Annotated in this window: 23 protein-coding genes; 15 read left to right on the forward strand and 8 right to left on the reverse strand. The window is 59.3% G+C overall.

The features are described 5' to 3' along the window. The first annotated feature begins 36 nt into the window (after positions 1–36). Together mgrA and BUE38_RS05530 are read left to right on the forward strand one after the other, a co-directional pair. The gene (mgrA, locus tag BUE38_RS05525) at positions 37–1,065 is read left to right on the forward strand and encodes an L-glyceraldehyde 3-phosphate reductase (protein ID WP_073434024.1); all 1,029 of its coding nucleotides are present in this window, start codon (positions 37–39) and stop codon (positions 1,063–1,065) included. A gap of 159 nt (positions 1,066–1,224) precedes the next feature. Further along, positions 1,225–1,761 carry an HPP family protein gene (locus BUE38_RS05530; protein ID WP_073434025.1) on the forward strand — a complete coding sequence of 179 codons (537 nt, stop codon included), beginning with the start codon at positions 1,225–1,227 and terminating at the stop codon, positions 1,759–1,761. Here BUE38_RS05530 and BUE38_RS22370 read toward each other — a convergent pair. Both BUE38_RS22370 and BUE38_RS05535 read right to left on the reverse strand, forming a co-directional pair. Beyond that, positions 1,715–2,419 carry a hypothetical protein gene (locus BUE38_RS22370; RefSeq protein WP_143166206.1) on the reverse strand — a complete coding sequence of 235 codons (705 nt, stop codon included), beginning with the start codon at positions 2,417–2,419 and terminating at the stop codon, positions 1,715–1,717. The genes BUE38_RS05530 and BUE38_RS22370 overlap by 47 nt on opposite strands. Before the next feature lie 89 nt (positions 2,420–2,508). After that, positions 2,509–3,030, reverse strand: a complete 522-nt coding sequence (locus BUE38_RS05535) for an AmiS/UreI family transporter (RefSeq protein WP_073434026.1) — start codon at positions 3,028–3,030, stop codon at positions 2,509–2,511. 435 nt (positions 3,031–3,465) lie between these two features. Here BUE38_RS05535 and BUE38_RS05540 point away from each other — a divergent pair, with 435 nt between their 5' ends. Both BUE38_RS05540 and BUE38_RS05545 read left to right on the forward strand, forming a co-directional pair. Then, positions 3,466–4,110, forward strand: a complete 645-nt coding sequence (locus BUE38_RS05540) for a DUF6891 domain-containing protein (protein ID WP_073434027.1) — start codon at positions 3,466–3,468, stop codon at positions 4,108–4,110. A 105-nt stretch (positions 4,111–4,215) separates the two neighbouring features. Beyond that, positions 4,216–4,959 (forward strand): hypothetical protein, encoded by a 744-nt coding sequence (locus BUE38_RS05545; RefSeq protein WP_073434028.1) that lies wholly within the window; start codon positions 4,216–4,218, stop codon positions 4,957–4,959. A 9-nt stretch (positions 4,960–4,968) separates the two neighbouring features. On the opposite strand, the gene BUE38_RS05550 is transcribed toward BUE38_RS05545, so the two are convergent. Further along, positions 4,969–6,159, reverse strand: coding sequence for an extracellular solute-binding protein (locus BUE38_RS05550; protein WP_234986784.1), 1,191 nt, complete (start codon positions 6,157–6,159; stop codon positions 4,969–4,971). Next, on the reverse strand, positions 6,152–7,912 hold the full coding sequence (locus BUE38_RS05555) for a chloride channel protein (RefSeq protein WP_234986785.1): 1,761 nt from the start codon (positions 7,910–7,912) through the stop codon (positions 6,152–6,154). The genes BUE38_RS05550 and BUE38_RS05555 overlap by 8 nt, the downstream gene beginning before the upstream one ends. Before the next feature lie 284 nt (positions 7,913–8,196). Here BUE38_RS05555 and BUE38_RS05560 point away from each other — a divergent pair, with 284 nt between their 5' ends. Then, the gene (locus BUE38_RS05560; RefSeq protein WP_073434029.1) at positions 8,197–8,796 is read left to right on the forward strand and encodes a CDP-alcohol phosphatidyltransferase family protein; all 600 of its coding nucleotides are present in this window, start codon (positions 8,197–8,199) and stop codon (positions 8,794–8,796) included. On the opposite strand, the gene BUE38_RS22375 is transcribed toward BUE38_RS05560, so the two are convergent. After that, entirely contained in the window at positions 8,765–8,968 is a 204-nt protein-coding gene (locus BUE38_RS22375) for a hypothetical protein (RefSeq protein ID WP_143166207.1), read from the reverse strand. The two genes, BUE38_RS05560 and BUE38_RS22375, sit on opposite strands and share 32 nt — an antisense overlap. Before the next feature lie 169 nt (positions 8,969–9,137). Between BUE38_RS22375 and BUE38_RS05565 the strand changes: the two genes are divergently transcribed. Genes BUE38_RS05565 through BUE38_RS05575 form a run of 3 tightly spaced genes read left to right on the forward strand, consistent with a single transcriptional unit; the run spans position 9,138 to position 12,718 of the window. After that, complete coding sequence (locus BUE38_RS05565; RefSeq protein WP_073434030.1) at positions 9,138–10,913, forward strand: bifunctional alpha/beta hydrolase/class I SAM-dependent methyltransferase; 1,776 nt, start codon at positions 9,138–9,140, stop codon at positions 10,911–10,913. Next, positions 10,914–12,305 (forward strand): phosphatase PAP2/dual specificity phosphatase family protein, encoded by a 1,392-nt coding sequence (locus BUE38_RS05570; protein WP_073434031.1) that lies wholly within the window; start codon positions 10,914–10,916, stop codon positions 12,303–12,305. Next, positions 12,302–12,718 (forward strand): hypothetical protein, encoded by a 417-nt coding sequence (locus tag BUE38_RS05575; protein WP_073434032.1) that lies wholly within the window; start codon positions 12,302–12,304, stop codon positions 12,716–12,718. The genes BUE38_RS05570 and BUE38_RS05575 overlap by 4 nt, the downstream gene beginning before the upstream one ends. Positions 12,719–13,232: 514 nt before the next feature. On the opposite strand, the gene BUE38_RS05580 is transcribed toward BUE38_RS05575, so the two are convergent. The 3 genes from BUE38_RS05580 to BUE38_RS05590 form a co-directional block, all read right to left on the reverse strand. Then, positions 13,233–13,574: a YbjQ family protein gene (locus BUE38_RS05580; RefSeq protein WP_073434033.1), complete on the reverse strand. Its 342-nt coding sequence runs from the start codon at positions 13,572–13,574 to the stop codon at positions 13,233–13,235. Between the two features lie 138 nt (positions 13,575–13,712). Continuing rightward, positions 13,713–14,132 (reverse strand): type II toxin-antitoxin system VapC family toxin, encoded by a 420-nt coding sequence (locus BUE38_RS05585; RefSeq protein WP_073434034.1) that lies wholly within the window; start codon positions 14,130–14,132, stop codon positions 13,713–13,715. Next, positions 14,129–14,371, reverse strand: a complete 243-nt coding sequence (locus BUE38_RS05590) for a FitA-like ribbon-helix-helix domain-containing protein (RefSeq protein ID WP_073434035.1) — start codon at positions 14,369–14,371, stop codon at positions 14,129–14,131. The genes BUE38_RS05585 and BUE38_RS05590 overlap by 4 nt, the downstream gene beginning before the upstream one ends. Positions 14,372–14,776: 405 nt before the next feature. Between BUE38_RS05590 and BUE38_RS05595 the strand changes: the two genes are divergently transcribed. The 7 genes from BUE38_RS05595 to nhaC all read left to right on the forward strand — a co-directional run bounded on the left by BUE38_RS05595 (position 14,777) and on the right by nhaC (position 23,618). Beyond that, on the forward strand, positions 14,777–15,997 hold the full coding sequence (locus BUE38_RS05595; RefSeq protein WP_073434036.1) for a saccharopine dehydrogenase family protein: 1,221 nt from the start codon (positions 14,777–14,779) through the stop codon (positions 15,995–15,997). 75 nt (positions 15,998–16,072) lie between these two features. After that, positions 16,073–17,263 carry a carboxynorspermidine decarboxylase gene (gene nspC / locus BUE38_RS05600; protein ID WP_234986786.1) on the forward strand — a complete coding sequence of 397 codons (1,191 nt, stop codon included), beginning with the start codon at positions 16,073–16,075 and terminating at the stop codon, positions 17,261–17,263. Between the two features lie 312 nt (positions 17,264–17,575). Then, positions 17,576–18,511, forward strand: coding sequence for a 4-hydroxyproline epimerase (locus tag BUE38_RS05605; RefSeq protein WP_073434037.1), 936 nt, complete (start codon positions 17,576–17,578; stop codon positions 18,509–18,511). A 140-nt stretch (positions 18,512–18,651) separates the two neighbouring features. Next, on the forward strand, positions 18,652–19,596 hold the full coding sequence (locus BUE38_RS05610; RefSeq protein ID WP_073434038.1) for a dihydrodipicolinate synthase family protein: 945 nt from the start codon (positions 18,652–18,654) through the stop codon (positions 19,594–19,596). 145 nt (positions 19,597–19,741) lie between these two features. After that, positions 19,742–20,413 (forward strand): GntR family transcriptional regulator, encoded by a 672-nt coding sequence (locus BUE38_RS05615; protein ID WP_073434039.1) that lies wholly within the window; start codon positions 19,742–19,744, stop codon positions 20,411–20,413. 418 nt (positions 20,414–20,831) lie between these two features. Next, entirely contained in the window at positions 20,832–22,127 is a 1,296-nt protein-coding gene (locus BUE38_RS05620; protein ID WP_073434040.1) for an NAD(P)/FAD-dependent oxidoreductase, read from the forward strand. A gap of 48 nt (positions 22,128–22,175) precedes the next feature. After that, complete coding sequence (gene nhaC / locus BUE38_RS05625) at positions 22,176–23,618, forward strand: Na+/H+ antiporter NhaC (protein WP_073434041.1); 1,443 nt, start codon at positions 22,176–22,178, stop codon at positions 23,616–23,618. The last annotated feature ends 46 nt before the right edge of the window (positions 23,619–23,664 follow it).

Genomic DNA, 23,664 nt, shown 5'->3' on the forward strand with positions numbered 1-23,664 from the left:
CAGCAACATTGACCCCATTCCCCCAAGGAGATGCCCGTGAGCTACCAGCCTGCCGCCGATCGCTATGAGCACATGCGCTACCAACGCTGTGGACGCAGTGGTCTGAAGCTTCCAGCACTGTCGCTGGGTCTATGGCACAACTTCGGCCATAACGCCCACGAGGACAATGCCCGAGCCATCTGCCATACCGCCTTCGATCACGGTATCACCCACTTCGATCTGGCCAACAACTATGGCCCGCCTCCGGGCTCTGCCGAGGAGATGTTCGGCCGCATCCTGCACAACGACTTCGCAGGCCATCGCGACGAACTGGTCATCTCGACCAAGGCCGGCTATCACATGTGGCCTGGCCCCTATGGTGAATGGGGCAGCCGCAAGTACCTGCTGTCGAGCCTTGACCAGAGCCTCAAGCGCATGAAGCTCGACTATGTGGACATCTTCTATTCCCACCGCTTCGACCCGGAAACGCCGCTGGAAGAAACCATGGGCGCACTGGATCATGCAGTACGTTCAGGCAAGGCACTCTACGCGGGGATTTCTTCCTACAGCGCCGAACGCACTCGCCAGGCGGCAGCGATTCTGCGTGATCTGGGGACTCCCTGTCTGATCCATCAACCAAGCTATTCGATGATCAACCGCTGGATCGAAGAAGATGGCCTACTTGATACCCTCGATGCCGAAGGCATGGGATCCATCGTCTTCTCACCGCTGGCTCAGGGACTACTGACCAACAAATACCTGAACGGTGTGCCCGAGGACAGCCGTCTGGCCAGAGGCGGAGCCATCCGCTCGGATCACGTCAGTGACGACAACCTGGCGCGGGTCCGCGCCCTCAATGCGATCGCCGAGCAGCGCGGCCAGAGCCTGGCACAGATGGCACTGGCGTGGGTCTTGCGTGGCGGGCGGGTCACTTCGGCACTGATCGGCGCCAGCCGCCCCGAGCAGGTTACCGACTGCGTCAAGGCACTCGACAACCTGGACTTCAGCCAAGAAGAACTGGACGCCATCGAGCGTCATGCCACTGACGGTGGTGTCAACATCTGGGCACAGTCATCCAACGCCTGATGAAACAGCCGCAATCCCCATCACCGGCTGTGGCAGAAGGTGGTGGGGTTGCTGCATCTTGAATGACATTCATAACATCATGCTAAAAATGCATTTCTTTATCATCTTCATATCTGCGATATTTAGCGCCCTTTCGATAACCCCGACTGAATCGCATTAATGGTCAAGACATACCTCTACAAGATGAAGGGCGCCAGCCCTGCACGCCCTCGCCCCTGCTGGCGCGATGCGCTCTGGTCATGGTTCGGTGCCTTCGCCGGCATGGCGGGTGTCGGCTGGCTGAGCAGCGCCTGGCTCACTTCGCATACCCTGTTGATGATCGGCTCCTTCGGCGCCACCTCTGTGCTGCTGTATGCCGCTCCCGAGAGTCCTCTGGCACAACCACGCAATGTGCTCGGTGGCAATGTGCTGTCGGCCATGGTCGGTGTGCTCAGTTGGCAATGGCTGGGGGATACCTGGCTGGCTGCTGCGGTCGCCGTATCGACAGCAGTGCTGGTGATGCAGTTGACCCATACCCTTCATCCTCCGGGTGGGGCCACTGCCTTGATCGCCGTGATCGGCTCCAGTGAAGTACATGGTCTGGGCTGGAGCTATGCATTGGTCCCCGTCGCAGCAGGCTGTCTGTTGATGCTGAGCGTCGCTGTGCTGGTCAACAACCTGGCGCGCCACCGGCGCTATCCCCTGCACTGGTGGTAGCCTGAAAGCCACTATTAACATGGCAATCAAATAGCTCATCCTGATCGATTTGATTTTCGTCCGCACCACACTGGCACAGATGCGCGGATCTGCTGGTGGGGTGCGGTCTCGCGTCGGCCTGATGGCCGACGGCGGCACGTCCCTGTGCCGCCATTAACCCAACATGAAAGCATGCCGGGTTATTAACATGGCAATCAAATAGCTCATCCCGATCGATGTGATTTTCGTCCGCACCACACTGGCACAGATGCACGGATCTGCTGGTGTGGTGCGGTCTCGCGTCGGCCTGATGGCCGACGGCGGCACGCCCCTGTGCCGCCATTAACCCAACATGAAAGCATGCCGGGTTAATAACATGGCAATCAAATAGCTCGTCCTGATCGATGTGATTTTCGTCCGCACCACACTGGCGCAGATGCGCGGATCTGCTGGTGTGGTGAGGTCTCGCGTCGGCTTGATGGCCGACGACGGCACGTCCCTGTGCCACCATCAACCCAACATGAAAGCGTGCCGGGTTAATAACATGGCAATCAAATAGCTCGTCCTGATCGATGTGATTTTCGTCCGCACCACACTGGCGCAGATGCGCGGATCTGCTGGTGTGGTGAGGTCTCGCGTCGGCTTGATGGCCGACGACGGCACGTCCCTGTGCCACCATCAACCCAACATGAAAGCGTACCGGGTCAATACCGAGCCCTCCAGCAACTCCGGGACTCAGTCCGATCGTTGGTCCAGGGAGTTGTCAGTCTATTGAAAGCGCATGGCGCCCTCGAGAATCAGCACGCCTGGTACCCAGCCGGTGAATATCGCGCAGACGATGGTATATATCGCCACCAGACGCTTGATATCCCGCCCCATCGCCAACAGCAGAAAGAAGCCGAACCACAGCACTGCCCAGGCCAACCAGTTGAGACTGCTCCACAGAGTCAGTGACAGTGCGCTACCCAGCAGCGCATTGCCCCCGACAACAGCGGCGGTGATGCTGACAAAAAGACTGAACCAGCCAAGCCCCCGCCCATCAGCACCGAGAAACTGGTTGGCCGCTACCCACAGGTAAGTAAAGGCAAACAGGAAGGTGAAAGCCCCAGCATTGATGGAACGCTCATCTGCGGGGTCGTGAAAGATCAGCCAACAGGCAACAAGGAAGCTCAAGCTTCCCACAAGGGTATTGATGACAGAGACCTCTCGATCACCGATCTTCCCCAGCATCCAGACGCCATTCACGAAAAGCACTGCGCCGACATACAGCAGCATCAGTCCTGACATCATCTTCGTACGCTCCTCAACGACTTCATTCTTCTTCTGGTGAAGGCCTGATACATCCTCTCTCCTCCCTTCGCGTCAGGCGCGAAAGAGTGTCTCGAACTCGGAAGAGACGGCGGCGACCTGAGTCGCAGGAGGGTGAGCCACAGGGGGTGGGTCACAGAAGAAAGACGCGCCCCTCCTGGACCGCCCACAATGAATACAATTTAATTGTAAAAATGTATACAAAAATTCAGACAAAACTCCCCTCCCGGCCGCTGGTGCAGCCATCGGAGGTCGCACTCCAATCAGCAACTCGAACTCAACCTACCCCCTCTACGCGCTCTGGACGAAGCATCGAGAAGTCGCGGGGGCCGGTGTAACGCTCTATTCTCAACAACAAGTGCCGAGCAACACCGCAGTCCTACAGCATTGCCCTCCGACAGGAAGAAGGACGTCGTCATGTTCAAGCTTCTCCAGTCGTTACTGGCCCGCCGCAACGAGCCGCAGAGCGACGAGCATAGTCAGCTGAACCACGGGGATACTGCCAGGCAGATCCATCTGTTGATCTGGGGAGGCTTCGAGACACCGAAGGACATTCATGACATCATCGCCGACCAATCGCCATCTCCTGATGAACTGACGGCAACTGACCACCGATGGATCGACACCGAAATACAACGAAGGTTGGCTGACAAACAGGAAAGCCAGGCACAATGGCCACGTACCACGGACTGGGACCGGCTGGACAATGCCTTTCAGTCACTGGACAACAACGGCATCATTGCCCTGCACTATGCCGGCAATACTCAGTCCGACGGCCTGGCGGACACCATGGAAGTCTTCGATGCTCGTCAACAGGCCGGCGAGACACCACAGGGATACGTGTTCTATCACGGTCAGGATGTCGACACGGCACTGGAATCAGGTCGAGTTCACCTGGCCTTCGGTGCCTTCGACAACAGTGAGGAGAGCGCTGCTGGTGTCGCCCGGGCGGTCGTCTCCACTGTCAACCGCCACGGTCTACATGTGAGCTGGGATGGCAGCCTCGACCAACGCATCCTGATCCAGCCGATCGAATGGCGTAAACGCAGCCCAGGCCTGTAATTGCCGAATTGCTTTCAACCTCTACCACAAATCCGAATACCACCTACAATATACCGCCTTGAAAAATACGATCCGACGATAATCACATAACAAGGAGTGTTTCTGATGCGTCGTATAAAGCCCATTCTGCCAGTGTTGCTGGTGGGTTTCCTGCTGCTGGCCGGCTGTTCCCTTTATCCACAGATATCCAACCCTCAACACGATATGGACTCGACCGAAGGTCAATACCAGGGCACACAGTGGGGGGAAGGCCTGGAGTCCCGTGTTACCCGTGTCAATCTCGAGCGCGTCTCGGATTCACCACTGGAGCGCAGTGAGATCTACTACAGCGCCTCTCGCTCACCAGGCACCGCCATCAAGGAAATACCGATGATCAATGGCCGAGTGACCTTCGCGGTCCTTGATCAGGATGGCAACAAGATGGATCTCGTGCAGCACAACGGCGACCTCCATCTGCAGGCAGCAGCAGGAGAGCACTACGAACTGCGGTTGCGCAATTTCGGCAATCGTACCTACGAAGTGGTATCCGCCGTTGATGGCCTGGATGTCCTCAATGGTCAGCCGGGCAGCCTCCACCATCGGGGGTATGTGCTGGAACCCGGCAGGATCCTGACCATCAGCGGCTTTCGCAGGAGCAACACTGAAGTGGCCGCGTTCCGCTTCTCGTCGGTCGGCGATGCCGACACCAGCAACAGCGAACAAGGCGCCGCCCACAACCTCGGGGTCCTCGGGCTGGCAGTGTTCGAGCTCAGCACACCCTTGCCCCCTTCACGAGCCGTCGGCAGCCATCTTCCTCAGGCATTCCCCGCCGATGCGAGTCCAGTGCCGTCGCCTCATCACGATGATTGAGAGGCAGCCTCACTCCCCGCCTCGCTGGGGCGGGACGCTGCTGCCTTCCTTCTCCAGCAGGGCCGCCCGGAAGTAGTCCCCCACCCGTCTGTAGGTACTCGCATACCAGTCATCGTCCAGCCGCACTGCACGCTCGGCATTCAAGGGATGGGTGGGGATATGCAGGCGCATATCCACTCCATGATCCGGATGTGTGCTGACCTGGAGGATCGCCGAATGGCGCGATGGGCCATAGGGAATCAGGTTGGCCAACGCCGTCTGACGATCCGTCGTCGTAGCGAAGCCGATGAACTGGCGGGCAACCTCGGCGCCCTCTGCATGACGCGGTATGGCCCAGACTTCGTGCTCCTGGATCTGTCCATCCCAGAGGATCTCGATAGGTAGATTCTGCTCGACCATGGCGGTGAAGAAACGCCCATTGTAGCCCGATGCCATGACCACCTGATTGGCGGCCAGCATGCTGACCGGCTCTTCCCCCTCCACCCACCAATGCAGAGGGTCGATGTCATCGATACGTGCGAGGGCCAACGCCAGACCACGTCGCGTACTGAGCAGCCGGTAGAGCTCCTGGCGCGGCACCCCGTAGGACAGCAACGCCCATTCCATATTGGCTGCCGGGGTACGCTGCAATGCACGTGGCCCCGGAAAACGCTGCTGGTCGAAAAGGTCGGCAATTCGAGTGGGGCGACGACCGGGAAAGGCATCACGCCGATAGGCAACTACCGTGGCAAAGATGGAATGGGTAAACCAGCACCGACCCAACGACCCCTCGAGGAAATCACGCCCGACAGAAGTTCCATCTGGAGCAGGCGATAGTATCGATGTCGACAGTGGTTCCAGCAGGCCCTCCGCACAAGCTGCTCGAGCACTGCTGCGCGTCATGTCGAGCAGGTCCCAGGGAGCGTTTCCCTGCGTGACCGCCTCGCGCAACTCCTCGATGCCACCGTCGTATTCCTCCACTCGCACCGCTATCCCGGTGGCCTCGGTGAAAGGCTCGAACAAGGCACGCTGCTGCGCACGTTCATAGGCTCCGCCCCAACTGAGCACGACCAGCTCTCGACGCTGTTCGCCTTCCGCCAGCACTGGTGCAGCGAACAGCGTCGCTGACAAAGCAAGAGCCAGCAACAGTGCCCACTGCGTCGATATCGACACCAACCACCAACGGTGCCGCCGAGGGGCAGATTGTCCATGCTCAGCCAACACCATGCTCCTCCTGACGCAGTTCCTCGCTGTAGTTGAGGAAGGCACGCGCAATACTGGTTTCGTGGACCACACCAAGAAAGGTATCCGTTCCCTTGTCGTCCACCACCGCCAGCGCTTCACCCGACACCTCCTGCATATGTTGCATGGCCGTCCACACCGAAGTATCGGGACACAACACCGGACGTGGGATACGTGGGCAGTCCTTCAACGAGCTTCCGCTCTGCCCCTTCCGGCGCATGGTCTCCAGTTGCGCCAGTGTCACGGTGCCACGGTAACGCTGTTGTGCATCCACCAGGTGTGCCTCGGCATGCCCGCTGCCGCCCAGTTCCTCGACGGCTGCCCCCACGCTCAGAGATGGGCTCAGCGTCGCACAATCCTGGCTCAACAGAGACTTGAGGCGCGCACTTTTCATGACGGCCAGGTTACGGCCCGCCGAAAGATCCAGCCCCCGAGACGCCAATTGAATATCGAAAAGCGAGCGGCCAAACAGTTGCGCAGCAATTGGACTCGCCAGGGTCACACTGGCCAGCGCCGCCGTGGTCAGGACATAACTGCCGGTCAGTTCAAAGATGATCAACAACGTGCTCAAGGGAGCCCCGATCACTGGCGCGGTCACCGCCACCATTCCGCAGACGGCGTAGAAGATGAAGGTGTCCTCGGCGAAGCCGAGGTTACCGGCCAGGGTGCCACAGAGAGCACCAAACAGCGTGCCGATCAACAGGGCCGGGCTGAACACACCGCCGCCGAACCCCATACCGAGACATAGCGCCGTGGCAGCAATCTTCAACAACATGACCACTGCCAGCTCGATCCCCCCGAAGGCACCCGAGATGGTCGCGAAGCGCAGCGTTTCTCGCCCCATGCCCAGAATGTCCGGCACCCAGAGCGCGACCAGCCCGAGCCCCAGCCCGGCAACAGCCGGGCGTAATGAAGGCCTCAGGGAAAGACGCGCCGAGCAGCGCCCCACAGCGAGAATGGCATGCATATAGCCCCCCGCCACCAGGGCTCCGAGAGCACCGATGATCACGAAGATGCCGAACTCCCAGGGACGCGGGAGAGCGGTTTCCGCGACATGGAAGAGTGCCCCCCAGGAGAGCACATTGGTGGAAATGACATGGCCCACGATGGCGGCGGCTGCCACCGGAGCGAAGGCCCGCAGCGCATAATGGCGCAGAACCACTTCATGGGCGAATACGATCCCGGCCAGGGGAGCGTGAAAGGCGGTAGCAATCACCGCCGCCACCCCACAGGCGATGGTGACATTGTCATCCGAGCGTCCGAGCCTCAGCAGGCGTGCGCCCAGTGACCCCACCGTGGCACCGATATGCACCAGCGGCCCGTATTGCCCTACCGAGGCACCGCAGCCCAACGACACCAGTCCGCTCAACGCCGAAAGTGCTCCAGCCCGAAACGGCAAACGGCCGCGACGTGTCTGCACTGCAGCGATGGCATCCGCAGGCCCATGGGGGCGCTGTTCACGAATGGCACGATGCAACTGGCCGACCACTAGACCACCCAGTGCCGGTACCAGCAGCGTCGCCAAGGCCAGAATCTCGGCATTGGCAAACATCATGCGGCCACGGGCCGAAATCAGCAGTACATCGTTGAGCCACAGCACCAGACTGACGAAGCCTGCCGCCAGTCCTGCGGCCAATCCGCCGATCACTCCGCCCAACATCACCAGGCCAAGGAAACGCAGCATCCCCGCCACACCACGGCTTTCACCTCGAGTCGTACCGCCAGCGTCCATGGGCCCTCGTTGAATGGTTGTGGCCAGCCTGCTCTGATATTCAGGTGTAGGCGGAATCCTTGTTCAGAGCAAACGAACGCTACCCAGTTGCCACGGTGTCAGCCGCAGAATCAGCACATCATCGTCGAATGCACCCCGTGGTCATGGTGAAACAGCTGGATATGCCCGAACAGGCAATGCCCGAGCTTCCTGTTTGGCTCGTAAATGCGTAATACTGGGCTGATTCGCGAGCGCCCATCGAAGCGCAATGCACCGCGCCAGCAGCCCCAGCAACCGGTAACGGAATGCCTTCAATCTACCAGCTGAAACCCGCCTTTCAGGCCTGGCTCCGCCCCATTGTTGGTCGGCTTGCCGGGGCTGGCATCACCGCCAACCAGGTAACGCTGGCAGCCATGGCGCTATCACTGGCAGCAGGGCTGGCGCTGACCATCTGGCCCCAGCACAACTGGCCGCTGTGGCTGGTGCCATTGGTACTGTTCGTACGCATGGCACTCAACGCCATCGATGGCATGCTGGCCCGCGAACATGACATGCAGAGCCGATTGGGAGCGATCCTCAACGAGCTCGGCGATGTGTTTTCCGATACTGCTCTCTACCTGCCCTTCGCGCTGGTGGCTCCGTTGTCCCCCGCAGCGGTGGTGCTGGTGGTCATCCTGGCCGCCATCAGTGAAATGACCGGTGTTCTCGGCCAGGCTCTGGGTGGCCCACGCCGCTATGACGGCCCCATGGGCAAGAGTGACCGTGCCGCACTGTTCGGCACTCTGGCACTGTGGGTGGCCATCGCCGGCCAACCGGCCTGGCTATTGAACATGGCGCTGATCATTGCCTGCATATTGCTGACATGGACGATCATCAATCGCGCCAGAGGCGCTCTGGCTGATTGACCTGGCTATTAACATGGCAATCAAATAGCTCATCCTGATCGATTTGATTGTCGTCCGCACCACACTGGCGCAGATGCGCGGATCTGCTGGTGTGGCGCGGTCTCGCGTCGGCCTGATGGCCGACGGCGGCACGTCCCTGTGCCGCTATTAACATGGCAATCAAATAGCTCATCCTGATCGATTTGATTGTCGTCCGCACCACACTGGCGCAGATGCGCGGATCTGCTGGTGTGGTGCGGTCTCGCGTCGGTCTGATGGCCGACGGCGGCACGTCCCTGTGCCGCTATTAACCCAACATGAAAGCATGCCGGGTTAATAATTGAACTCAGGAGAAGAGTCGCATGCCGCCACAGGACAGACCAAAGCACAGACCGCAGCAATCCGGTCACTTCACGACCTTCGATGGCGTCGAGCTGTTCTATCGCCACTGGCCCGCAGTAAGCGATACCCCGCGCGGGGCCGTGGTGATGTTTCATCGCGGACATGAGCATTCCGAGCGCATGGCGCACCTGGTCGATGAACTGCAACTCGAGGATTTCGCCTTCTTCGCCTGGGATGCGCGGGGCCATGGCCACTCTCCCGGTGAGCGTGGCTACAGCCCGGGTCTGGATGCCTCGGTACGCGATGTCGATGACTTCATCAAGCATATCGAGGCCACCCATGGCATCGTCGTCAGCGATATCGCAGTGGTCGCCCAGAGCGTCGGCGCCGTACTGGTATCCACCTGGGTTCATGACTACGCGCCACCGATTCGCTGCCAGGTGCTCGCCTCGCCCGCCTTCAAGGTCAAGCTTTACGTGCCTCTGGCCATACCGGGATTGAAGCTATTGCAGGCCCTGCGTGGCCACTTCTACGTCAACAGCTACGTCAAGGCGAAGCTGCTGACCCACGACCCACAACGAGTGGCCTCCTTCGATAGCGATCCGCTGGTCTCCCGCGCCATATCCGTCAAGATCCTTGTTCAGCTGTTCGAGGCCGGCAAGCGTATCGTGGCCGATGCCGGCGCCATCACCACACCGACACAGCTACTGATCTCCGGCAAGGATTGGGTGGTGCACCACACGCCGCAGCATCGCTTCTACGAGAATCTGTCCAGTCCGATCAAGGAGCGCCATGTGCTGGAGGGCTTCTTCCACGATACTCTGGGCGAAAGGGATCGAACGCAGGCAACCGATCGTATCCGCGCCTTCATCGAGCGCTGCTTTGCCACTCCACAGCACACTCCTTGCCTGCTGGATGCTGACCAGGTCGGCTACACCCGCGCCGAAGTCGACCGTCTCGAGACGCCTTTACCCACACTGTCACCGCGTCGCGCATACTGGTCGTTGACCCGTGCAGGACTGCTGTTGGGAAGCAGGCTCTCCGAGGGCATACGCATCGGCCACCAGACCGGGTTCGACTCCGGCACCACGCTGGATTATGTCTACCGCCATCAACCTCAGGGGCGTGGCACTGCCGGTCGCTGGATCGACCGCGCCTACCTCGAGTCGATTGGCTGGCGTGGCATTCGCCAACGCAAGCAGCATATCGAAGCGTTGCTCGAGCAGGCCATGGCACTGCTGAGCGACCAGGCATTGCCGATCCATGTGCTGGATATTGCCGCGGGACATGGCCGTTATGTCATCGATGCACTGGTGACGACCGAGCAACGCCCCCAGTCGGTACTGCTGCGCGACTATGACGCCGACAATGTCGCCGCCGGCCTGGCCATGATCAAGTCTGCGGGGCTTGACGACATCGCCCGTTTCGAACAGGGCGATGCCTTCGACCGGGAGTCACTGGCGATCCTGGCTCCCGGGCCCAGCCTGGCGATTGTCTCCGGTCTCTACGAGCTATTCGCCGACAACAGCGCCGTACGGCGCTCACTGGCCGGCCTCGGGGATGCCGTCGAGACCGGCGGCTACCTGATATACACCGGCCAGCCCTGGCACCCGCAGCTCGAATTCATCGCCCGCGCCTTGACCAGCCATCGCGGTGGCCAGGCCTGGGTCATGCGCCGCCGGACCCAGTCTGAACTCGACCAACTGGTGGCCGAGGCCGGGTTCGAGAAGATCGACCAGCGCATCGATGAGTGGGGCATCTTCACGGTCAGCCTGGCTCGCAAGGTCGGCTCCTGAATGGCCGCCATCCCGGCAGAACCGACACCCCGGCCCTGGCGGCTGGCCCTGGCGTGGCTGGTGGCACTAGGCATCTTCTTCTATGCCTCCTACGGTCTCGCCAACTGGCTGGCCACGCAGCGTGCTCATGTGCCGAGCGTCGTCTTCGACTGGGAAGCCAACATTCCCTTCGTTGCCTGGTCGATCCTGCCCTACTGGTCGCTCAACCTGTTCTACACAGGCTCGCTGTTTGTCTGTTCGACACGCCATGAACTCGGCATTCATGTACGGCGGCTACTGACCGTTCAGATCATCGCTGTCACCTTTTTCATCATCACGCCACTGGCGTTCAGCTTTGGTCAACCGGAGGTCGATGGTCTACCGGGAAGGCTGTTCGGTGCCCTGCGCAGCTTCGATCGCCCCTACAACCAGGCCCCCTCACTGCATATCGCCCTGGTCGTGATTCTCTGGTCGCTGTACAGCCACCATGTCCAGGGCCTGCTCCGTGGGCTGCTGCACCTCTGGTTCATACTGGTTGGGCTCTCGGTACTCACGACCTGGCAGCATCATTTCATCGACGTTCCCACCGGCGCTCTGCTCGGACTGTTCTGCCTGTGGCTATGGCCACTGCACAGCGTCTCGCCCCTGAAATCGCTGCAACTGAGCCGGGATCGCCGTCGCATCAGGCTGTTCGGCTACTACACTGTAGGCGCGGTGTTACTTGCTGCCATGGCGATGCTTTGCGGCGGTGCCTGGTTGTGGCTGTGGTATCCGGCGGTATCTCTGGCGCTGGTCGCCGCCAACTATCTGGTAATCGGCATCAACGGCTTCCAGAAGGATCCACAGGGCATCATGACACTGGCCGCCAGGCTTCTATTGCTGCCCTACCTGCTCGGAGCCTGGCTCAATTCGAGGTGGTGGACCCGGGGCCAGACAGAAGCCTGTGAGATTGTTGACGGAGTGTGGCTGGGCCGTTTTCCCACCGCACACAGCTTGAACAGCCGCGTCGCTCCGGTGGTAGAACTGTCAGAGAGGGAGTTGACTGTGCTGGACCTGACCGCCGAGCTTCCAGCGCCCGGCAACCTGGCCGACACAGGCGTGAGCTGGTTCTGTCAGCCAATGCTGGACCTGGTGGATGCTCCACCGTCAGACCTGGCCGCCGCGGCGACGCGTCTCGAACTCAAGCACAAACAGGGTCCGGTGCTGGTGGTATGTGCGCTGGGTTACTCGCGCAGTGCCAGCGTAGTCGCTCTCTGGCTGGTTCAATCGGGGAGGGCCACCAGCATCGATACGGCCATTGCCATGATTGCCGAGAAACGTCCGAGCATTCGTCTCGACGAACGTCATCGGCAACTGATCAAGACGGCCCTGCAGAAAGACAACGGGCAGGACGGCAACAGGGAGGCAACATGAACGAGCTGCAACATACCCAGGCCGGGATCGCTGCAGACCTGCTGGCTCAGGGGCGCCTGGCAGCGTACAGCTCCCTGCTGGCCACTGCCGGTGCGCTGTTTGGCCTGATCATCAGCCACCATACCCCTGGAATCGTCGCCATTGCCATGGCCGTCGCCGCTCTACTGGGCCTGGTACAACTCTATCTGGCGGCACGAACCGATTTTGATCGGGCACTGTTCGAGCGCCTGGCTCGCGGGCTGCACCCGGAAACCATGGACAGCATCCTTGTCGACTTACGCCTGGCCAACAGGCCTGCGGCCAATCGCAGTCTGGTCGAGCGCACCAGAGGCAGTCGACGGCTGTTGAGGCTCCAATGTGCGGTCACTCTGCTCCAGTACCTGTTGATCATCGGTGGTGTGCTGCTGGCATGAGGCTGCAACGTTTCGGTCAGATCTTTTCGACCTGAATTTTCGACCTGAAACACTGCTCCTTGAGCCACTGCCCCGGCGCTACCGGGAACCACTCATCGACTACCTGGAATCAGATTCCACTGGATATGTTCATTCATGGACGCGCCCCGGTCGACGTCCGGGCAATGGTATCATCGCCACCATGGATGGCCGGCTATCGACGAGCCGCCATCGCACATCGGCAATATCATTGGCTTCCACCAGGTCAGTGAAAGAGCGGGTAGAGTCGGCATTGGGCAACTGAAGTCGAGCAGCCAGAGCCTTGCTTGCATCTTCCAGAGTCGGTGGTCGGGGGAAATGACAGTACCTCATGCTCCGCCGACCGTTTATCGTGAAGCGGATCTCGTAGAGTTTCATTGTTGTGTCCGTCTTGTTCCCTACACGTTCAGCATAGACCCGATGAGAACAAGGTGTGTAGTGCGGAATGGCTTGAGTGAGCCCCCATCGACCGAAAAAGTCGCTACAGCGGTGACAATCAAGCCTTTTCTACCCGAACCGCTGTTCCTGTGGCCACCAGAAACAGCATCGACTTGCCACCGCCGGAAATCTCGCTGTAGTCCAGATCCACGGCGATCACTGCATTGGCCCCCATTTCGCCAGCCTCGCGACGTAACTCCTCAAGACAGGAGACCCGCGCGTCACGCAGCGCATTCTGGGACGACTTGTTACGCCCTCCGAAGATATCGCGGATCCCGGCGAACATGTCCTTGAGGATGTTCATGCCGAACACGCACTCGGCCGAGACGATGTCGAGGTGTTCGACGACACGATAGCCTTCGAGCTGCGACGAGGTAGTCAGGATGACGGAATCAGACATGGTGTAATAACCCCTGAGAGGAAATGTGGAGCTATATCCTTTAGCTCAAGGGGAGAGTTCCGAGCAAGCACTCAATAGCCACGGCACGATATTGCTCAAGCCACCAGAAGCCTCCCATCAGAAGGTCTGTGAGGAGCACTACACATCCCAGGGGTTGATGAGTTCGATCCCCAGGCACTCGAAATCCTTGATGTTGCGAGTCGCCAGTCCAGATGCATATTGACGACAGATCGCAGCAATCTGGGCATCAGCGACACTCACTCCCCGCCCCGAACGTTCCCTGGTGGCCACCAATTCGGCATAACAAATAGCTGCCTCTCCATCAAACGGCAGAATGCGGCCAGCGAAGTCCTCACCAAACATGGCAACTGCCACAGCGCTCAAGTCACTCTTCCGCTTGCCATCAGGCAAGCGTTCGATCCCGTAGAAAACTTCAGCTACCGTAATTGCAGATACCATCACGGACCAGGCGTCCTGAGCATCGAGCCACTTGACGACTGATGCTTCCGGTTCAGCCTTCATCAGTTCGGACACCACATTGGTATCAAGCACAATCATGCGTCGAACTCTGCGCCACGAGGATCATCCTTGCGCTCGGGTAACTCCAGTTCGACGCCCCCCAACTGAGCAAACCTTTCGTGAATGCGACTGCCCAGCCCTCGCCCTTGTGGCTGAGCCAAGGCATGACGCAGGATCCTGCGAACCTCTTCCTCCATTGAATGCCCATGACGGGCGGCCTGAAGTCGCAACTGAGTCTTCAACTGATCATCAAGATTACGAATCGTGATCGATGCCATGGCGTGGCCCTTCTTTCGATTTCAATGAAATCAATGATAGCACAATGCGCTGTCGATAAAGGTACTCTGCCATATGTCAGTCCCTGGCTTTCTGAAGGGTGAAGGTGGCGGACAGGAGTTCGGTCAGAGCCCGTCTCTGACGGCTGCCGCAATAAACTGTCGTAAAGTCGTCTTGAGGCATGGCGCATAATGCAAAACCCGGTTAGCATGCGCCCGCCGGAATAGACGCTAGACTACGAGCATCTGCATCGGCACAGTGCTATCGGGACGGTCTCCCAGGCCCCGGGGACTCATCAAGCAGAATCCAGTGGGCACCGAGATCGCGTGAACAGGCATTCACGACTACCGGGCTGAAACATCCTGACGGGCACTTCCTGCCCAAGCCAAGACGGGGGGACTCTCTTCATGTCGAAAGTGATCATCATTGGTGCCGGCGGCGTCGGCGCAGTCGTAGCCCACAAGTGTGCACAGCTGGAATCGGTGTTTACCGACATCCTGCTGGCCAGCCGTACCGAGTCCAAGTGCAAGGCCATCGCCGCTCAGTTGCCGCGCCCGGTTCGTACCGCCCAGGTGGATGCGGACAACGTCGCTGAACTGACCGCACTGCTGGAAGCGGAACGCCCCGAGCTGGTGATCAACGTGGCACTGCCCTACCAGGATCTGAGCATCATGGATGCCTGCCTGGCCGCTGGCGTGCATTACATGGACACTGCCAACTACGAGCCACTGGATACCGCGAAGTTCGAGTACAGCTGGCAGTGGGCCTATCAGGACAAATTCAAGGAAGCCGGCCTCACCGCCCTGCTGGGTAGCGGTTTCGATCCCGGCGCCACCAACATGTTCACCGCTTATCTCGCCAAGCACTACTTCGACGAGATCGAGGAGTTGGACATCATCGACGTCAACGGCGGCGACCACGGCTATCCCTTCGCCACCAACTTCAACCCGGAAATCAACATCCGTGAAGTGAGTGCCGAATGCCGTCATTGGGAAGATGGCGACTTTGTCACCACTCCTCCGATGTCGAAGATGGCCCGCTTCGAGTGCCCGGAGAACGTCGGCAGCTATAACATCTATCGCATGTACCACGAGGAGCTGGAGTCGCTGTCAAAGCACTACCCGAGCCTCAAGCGCGCCCAGTTCTGGATGAGCTTCGGTGACAGCTACCTCAAGCACCTCGAAGTGCTGGAGAATGTTGGCATGACCGGCATCGAGCCGGTGGAGTACAACGGCCAGCAGATCGTGCCGATCCAGTTCCTCGCCAAGCTGCTGCCGGATCCGTCCACCCTCGGCCCACGCACCAAGGGCAAGACCTGCATCGGCTGCGTCGTCCGTGGCAAGAAGGACGGTCAGGAAAAGCTGATGTATCTGTACAACATCTGCGACCACGAAGACTGCTATGCCGAAGTGAAGTCTCAGGCCATCTCCTACACCACCGGCGTACCGGCGATGATCGGTGCCAAGATGATCCTCGAAGGTCACTGGAAGCGTCCGGGTGTCTGGAACATGGAGCAGTGCGATCCGGATCCGTTCATGGCCGACATGAACCAGTATGGTCTGCCCTGGAAAGCGGTGGAACTGGACCCGTCCTTCCGCCTCGACGTGCAGAAAGGCCAGGACCTGTAGTCCTCCAGGTTCCGGTCCTTCAAGCTCTAGCCCTTCAAGGCAATAGTCCTTCAAGGCAACAGTCTGGGAGCATCCGTGGAAATCCATCAGTTCAGTGACTTCTCGCGCCTGGATACCAGGCGCGTTCCGTCACCCTGTTTCGTGGTCGACGAAGTCGCCGTGGAGCACAACCTGCGCATCCTCGCCGAGGTTGCCGAAGCCAGTGGCGCGAAGGTCCTGTCGGCGCTCAAGGCCTTCAGCATGTGGCATTTTGCGCCCATGGTCTCGCGCTACCTGAGCGGTACCTGCGCCAGTGGCCTGCACGAGGCGCAACTGGGTCGCGAATACTACAGTGGCCAGCACGGAGACGGTGAAGTTCATGTCTTCGGCGCAGCCTACAGCGATGCTGACCTGGTCGAGATCCTGCGTATTGCCGACCATGTGGTGTTCAACAGTTGCGGCCAGTGGCAGCGTGCCCAGCCCCTGGTTCGTGCGGCACTGGCCGAGCGTCCCCAGCTGCGCTTCGGCCTGCGCATCAACCCGGAACACTCCGAAGGAGATGTGCCGATCTACGACCCCTGTGCACCGGGTTCACGATTGGGAATTCCGTTGTCCCAGCTCGACGAATCGAGCCTGGAGGGCGTTTCCGGCCTGCACTTCCACACCCTGTGCGAGCAGGACTTTCCCCCTCTGCAACGCACACTACAGGCAGTGGAGGAACGTTTCGGGCATCTGCTGGCACGCATGGATTGGGTCAACTTCGGTGGAGGTCACCACATCACTCGCCCTGACTATCAGCGAGACGATCTGGCTGCCTGCATTCGTGAGTTTGCTGCCCGCCACCAGGTACAGGTCTACCTGGAGCCGGGGGAAGCGGTGGCCATCGGTACTGGTGTACTGGTCAGCACGGTGCTGGACACCAGCTGGAATGCCGTCGACCAGGCGATCCTCGACACCTCGGCGACCTGCCATATGCCGGACATTCTGGAAATGCCCTACCGGCCCGGCATCATCGGTGGCGGCGAAACCGGCGAACGCCCATACACCTGGCGTCTCGGCGGGTTGACCTGTCTGGCGGGCGATGTGATCGGCGACTACAGCTTTGACACTCCCCTGCAGCCCGGTCAGCGCCTGGTATTCCAGGACATGGCGCACTACACCATGGTCAAGACCACTACCTTCAATGGCACCCGACTACCGGCCATCGCGGTATGGAACTCCGAAACCGATGAGTTGAAGATCGTCCGCGAATTCGGCTACGAGGATTTCAGGCAGCGACTGTCCTGATACCTGTGACAAGCCTACTCTCCCCCTTGCCGGTAGTTGCCGGGAAGGGGGCCTTTCTCCCGGTTCTCCGCCTCCACGTTACCTGAACTTCAGTCCCGTTCCCTGACACCCCGGGCCCGTCCGCTGTCGGCTTCCGCCTTGCCATGGCGCTCGACAGTCCTGCACCTGACATTCAGAGCTGCCGCTATCGCCTGCCCACCTTGCGTGATGATGACTTCACAAAGCACATTGAAGATTGTATAAAATATAAAAACACCAAAGCAGCAATGAAATTCCGATCGCCGACAACGACAAGATCAACACAGGTGCCCCATGAAACACGTGCATGTCATCGACTCCCACACGGCAGGTGAGCCCACTCGAGTCATCATGGATGGCTTTCCTTCCCTACCGGGAGCCACCATTGCGGAACAACGTGATGCACTGCGTAGCCAATATGACCAGTGGCGGTGCGCCAGCATGCTGGAACCACGAGGGCACGATGTTCTGGTCGGCGCCCTGTATTGCGAGCCAGAGTCGGCAGACGCCACCTGCGGAGTCATCTTCTTCAACAACACCGGTTATCTGGGCATGTGTGGCCACGGCACCATCGGCCTCGTCGCTTCCCTGCACCATCTCGGCTTGATGGCCCCCGGCTCACATAGAATCGACACACCCGTGGGCCCGGTCGACGCGACGCTCATGGACGACGGCTCGGTGGTCGTGCGCAATGTTCTGTCCTGGCGCCACCGAAAGCAGGTGCCCGTCGACGTTCCCGGACATGGCACGGTCTACGGCGACATTGCCTGGGGAGGTAACTGGTTCTTCCTTGTCAGCGAGCATGGTCACAGCCTGGAACTGAGTAACGTCGAATCACTGACCGAATATACCTGGGCCATTCGCCAGGCACTCGAAGCCCAGGCCATCACCGGGGCTAATGGAGAGCTGATCGACCATATCGAATTGTTTAGCGACGACTCGGTGGCCGATAGCCGAAATTTTGTACTCTGCCCTGGAAAGGCATACGACCGCTCCCCCTGCGGCACGGGCACCAGTGCCAAACTGGCTTGCCTTGCCGCCGATGGAAAGCTCGCTCCCGGTGCCCGCTGGACACAAGCCAGCATCACCGGCAGTCAATTCGAAGGCTACTACGAGTGGGAGGGTGATCGCGTGCGCCCCTACATCAAGGGCCAAGCCTTCCTGAGTGCCGAAGCCACACTGCTGATCGATGAACAGGATCCCTTTGCCTGGGGAATCTGCGCATCGTGATACCTGCCCGATAAAGCTCTGCAACAGGCTCGCACCAAGCCGAGTAAACAGACCGACAGGAACCTTCCACTGCCCATCCACCACGGTGAGCTCGGGCAGACTGCCACGCAATGAAACCACGGACCAAAAGGACCAGATAGATGAATGACACCATCTTCACAGGCTGTATTCCTGCTCTCATGACTCCCTGCAACTCAGACCGCCAACCGGACTATGACGCCCTGGTCGCCAAGGGACAGGAGCTCATCGATATCGGTATGAGTGGCGTCGTCTACTGTGGATCCATGGGGGACTGGCCACTACTGACGGAAGCACAGCGCCAGCAGGGCGTCGCACGGCTGGTTGAAGCAGGTATTCCCACCATTGTCGGTACCGGCGCCGTCAACTCCAGAGAGGCCGTATCCCATGCCGCGCATGCCGCCGAAGTGGGGGCTCAGGGGTTGATGGTGATTCCTCGCGTGCTGTCTCGAGGAACCTCCGTTGTCGCTCAGAGAGCCCACTTCTCGGCCATCCTCGACGCGGCTCCCCAACTCCCGGCGGTGATCTACAACAGCCCCTACTATGGTTTTGCCACCCGTGCCGACCTGTTTTTCGAACTGCGTCGCCAACACCCCAACCTGATCGGCTTCAAGGAGTTCGGTGGGGCCAGCGACCTGCGATATGCAGCGGAGAACATCACCTCACAGGACGATGACATCACCTTGATGGTGGGCGTCGACACCAATGTCTTTCATGGATTCGTCAACTGTGGGGCCACTGGCGCCATCACCGGCATCGGCAACGCCCTGCCACGAGAAGTGCTGCATCTGGTGTCACTCTGCAAACAGGCAGCACGGGGTGATGTCGAGGCACGCCGACTTGCACTGGAACTCGAGTCAGCATTGGGGGTGCTGTCGTCCTTCGATGAAGGACCGGACCTCGTTCTCTACTACAAGCACCTCATGGTGCTCAACGGTGACAAGGAGTACTCCCTGCATTTCAACGAGACGGATGCGCTGAGCAACGCACAACGTAGATACGCCGAAACGCAATATCAGCTCTTTCGCGAGTGGTATACCCAGTGGTCGGCATCTCTAGATCAGTAATGCAGCAGCAGAACTGAACACCCTGCCGCCCCATTCGAGATAGTGGCCCGCCCCAGCTTCCAGGGTCCTGAAGGCACGGCTACATGGACTTTCATTGTAGTTTGTATACAATGTGCAAAACTACTTGCCTGGGGGAACGCGGGCCATGGCCACCTACAAGACACGGGCACAATTCGTTGCCGACGACCTGCGTGGACGCATTCTTGGCGGCGAGTTTCAGGGCGGCACACAACTCCGACAGGATGCCCTGGCCAGCGACTATGATGTCAGCCGAATTCCCGTTCGCGAAGCCCTTCTGACCCTCGAGTCCGAAGGGCTCGTGGAGTTCCACCCTCACCGCGGCGCCTTCACCACTGAACTGTCCGTGGCCAGGATTCGCGAGCTGTTCGAACTGCGCATTCTGCTCGAGACGCATACTCTCCGTCGTGCCATCGACTGTTTGACGGATGCCGATCTGAAGAAGGCGGAAGATATTCTCGAGAAGTACGACAAGGCTCTGGACTCAGGGGGCGAGATCGGTAATTGGAGCGAGTACAACTTCGCCTTTCATCATGCGCTCTATGCACCTTCCGAGCTGCCCGAGACGCTCGCCATCATCAGCCAGTTGAACACCAAGTCGGATCGCTATATCCGCATGCAGCTGCTCTATACCCAGGAAATAGAGAAAGCAGAAAGGGAGCATCATGGGCTTCTCGAACTGGCTCGCAGGGGTGATGTCGAACAAGCCTGTGAGCTGCTGAAAACCCATATTCAGGAAGCATGCGAAGGTATCGTGGCGGTTCTGGAAGAACGCACCACACTGACAGAGCAGTGCTGATTCTGGCCATCTTCCTTCCAGGCCATATTCCCTCCCTGGCCCAGTGCATCGGGACATGGAGGGACTGTGGTTCTGTGCAGATCGCCGTTACTCGTCACTACAGGGTATGAGCGACCCTGCCTGAGGAAACTGACACCCTGTCCTGGCGCCTCTCTGCACTCCCCTGCTGTCTTGTCACTCTTCGACGACCTGTATCCTCACTCCCGGCACCACCACAGCCCATCTTTCTGATTTCTCCGGCCAGTATGGCCTGTACCTGACGGGTCCCGACTCTGGTTTCCGGCTCTGGTTTCCGACTCTGGTTTCCGACTCTGGTTTCCGACTCTGGTTTCCGACGCGGATTGATATTCATATTGATCCCGATCACGGCATATCTTATATTTTATACAATCGACAAAAATAAGACCAAGGACTCCATATGCAAGTGTCTCCCTCACCAGGCGGCCTCTCTGGCAATGATGCTGACATCGCTATTATCGGCGCTGGTGTGATAGGTACCGCATGTGCCCTGATGCTGAGCCGGAGAGGCTTTCGCGTGCTGGTTATCGACCAGAACGATCCCGGAATGGGAGCTTCCTGGGGCAATGCAGGACACATGGCGACAGAGCAGATATTTCCTATCGCCGATGCCTCAATACTCAAGCGTCTGCCCGGGATGCTGATGGATCCTCTGGGCCCACTTCGTCTTGACTGGCGCTACTTCCCCAGAGCAATCCCCTGGTTTTCACGCCTGCTCTGGAATCTGCGCAAGACCCCTTACCGAAAGACGGTCGCGGGAATCCGCGCGCTCAATCAATCAAGCCTGAGTACCTGGCGCGCATTGCTGGCATCCATTGATCACTCCCATCTTCTCAAGGATCAGGGCTCCTTCCTGATCCACGAACGGGCCGATACCCGCCACGACATTGATGCACTCCACACACGAATGCTCGAGCAGCAGGTCAACGTGGAACATTGGCAGGGCGATGCCATTCGACAGTTGGCCCCCCAACTCTCGCAACGCATCAGGGGTGGACTCTTCTTTCCGGACACGGCACATGTGGTGAATCCCTGGCGCGTTGTCAACGCCATGGTCGAGGCCGCTCGCCACAATGGCGTGCAGTTCACGAGGAATGAAGTGCTGACAGGGAAGGTTGACGATCAGGGAGTCACCCTGCAGACCTCGGAGTCAGGACAGATCAGAGCACACAAGGTGGTGCTGGCCTGTGGCGCCCACTCGGCGTCTCTGGCAAAAGCATTGGCCGGCGTTCGAGTACCTCTGGACACCGAACGCGGCTATCACCTGATGCTGCCAGGTGAGCAGAACCGCTTGCCGGTGGCCGTCACCTCACTCGAGCGTCGCTTCATCATGACCCCCATGGAGGAGGGCCTGCGACTGGCAGGGACCGTCGAGTTTGCTGGCCTCAAGCAGTCTCCCAACATGCAACGCGCATGGCAATTGCACCCGCTCAGTCAGGGGTTGTTCAAGACGGAACTGGATGCTGGTTCGGCGACAGCCTGGATGGGCTTTCGTCCTTCACTTCCCGACTCACTGCCGATCATCGATTCCGTCAAGGACGGCAAGGTACTACTGGCATTCGGCCATCACCACCTTGGCCTGACCCAGGCGGCGGTAACCGCCGAGATCATCACCCAACTGGCAACCGATGGAGAGACTCCGGCAACGTTCCCCCTGCCCGACCTGGAGTACTACAAGGCAAATCGATTTGCCTGACCTCGCCCTTGCAGCATCACTCGGACAACAATTCCAAAAGGAGAGATCATGACATCCCCCATGGGTTCTTCAAGACTACCGACCATGACAGAAGTCATGGCGATAATGATCGGCTTCATCGCCATCATGTTTCTCAGTATCAATGTCCTTCAGCTTCCTATCCAGCTGGCGCTTTTTGCCTCGTGGTTTCTGGTGATGGCGCTGGGCCTGCGCCTGAAGGTTCCCTATGACAGCATGCAGCGAGGATTGATCGATGGAATTCACAATGGCATGGAGGCTGTACTCGTCCTGACCACCGTAGGTGCTCTGATCGGGACCTGGATTGCCGGAGGGATTGTACCCAGCATCATCTACTACGGCCTGACGGTCATGAACCCTCAGATATTCCTGTTTGCCGCATTCATGATCTGTGCCCTCACCTCCCTTTCGACCGGCACTTCCTTTGGTACCGCAGGAACCGCTGGGGTGGCCATGATGGGGATAGGGCATAGCTTCGGTATTCCATTGCCACTCGTCGCGGGGGCCGTCATTTCCGGCGCCTACGTTGGCGACAAGATGTCCCCTCTCTCGGACACCACGGTGATGACCGCCTCTCTCTGCAAGGTCAACCTGGTGGACCATATACGTTCGATGATGTGGGTAAGTGCTCCGGCAATCCTGATTGCCTCAGTCCTGTTCATCGTTGTCGGTTTCTTCTATATCAGCGACGGTGTTGATACCTCTCGTACCGCTATCGCCATGGAGGCACTGCAGAGCCACTTCACCATCACTCCCTGGCTGCTCCTGCCCGCCGCTGTTGTCATCATTCTGCTGACTCGGCGCTACCCTGCTATACCGGTCATCACCTTCGGCGCGCTACTGGGCAGTCTCTGTGCCTGGTGGGTTCAGGGTGTTGACCCCGTCCAATCCATCAACATTGCCTATGTCGGCAATGCCATGCAGTCGGATGTCGAATTTCTCAACACGCTGCTCAACCGCGGGGGTATCGAGTCCATGCTGGGAGTGGTGGCCTTGATCCTTTTCGCTCTTGGCCTTGGCGGCTTGATGAAGCGAGTAGGCATTCTTCAGGCGATCAGCAATGGTTTCCTGCGCTGGGCCAACAACCCGGGCCGCCTGACGATCTCCACCATGCTGGGAGGTTTCTTCGGTAACTTCTTCGGTGGCGCTGCTTATGTTTCGCTGATTACCGCCAGCACCATTACCGAGAAGAACTATGATGACCAGGGAGTGGACCGCCGAGTCCTGTCCCGCAACGCCGAAGCCGGGGGCACCATCACCACCCCCATGGTGCCATGGACCGATGGAGGTGTATTCATGGCCACGACCCTTGGCGTATCGACCCTCAGCTATCTGCCGTTTCTCTGGTATCACATGCTGGTCATCGCCATATCCATCTTCTATGGCTACGCCAACATCGCCATCTGGAGAGTCAAGCCACAGTCAGGTACCCAGCAGGACAGCTCGGCTCCAGGACAGGTGCACGCCTCGTAACAACAGTGGCTGATTCCTGATACGGCAATGCCCCGCGATACGCGGG

The sequence above is a fragment of the Halomonas cupida genome, assembly GCF_900142755.1.
Lineage (GTDB): Bacteria > Pseudomonadota > Gammaproteobacteria > Pseudomonadales > Halomonadaceae > Halomonas > Halomonas cupida.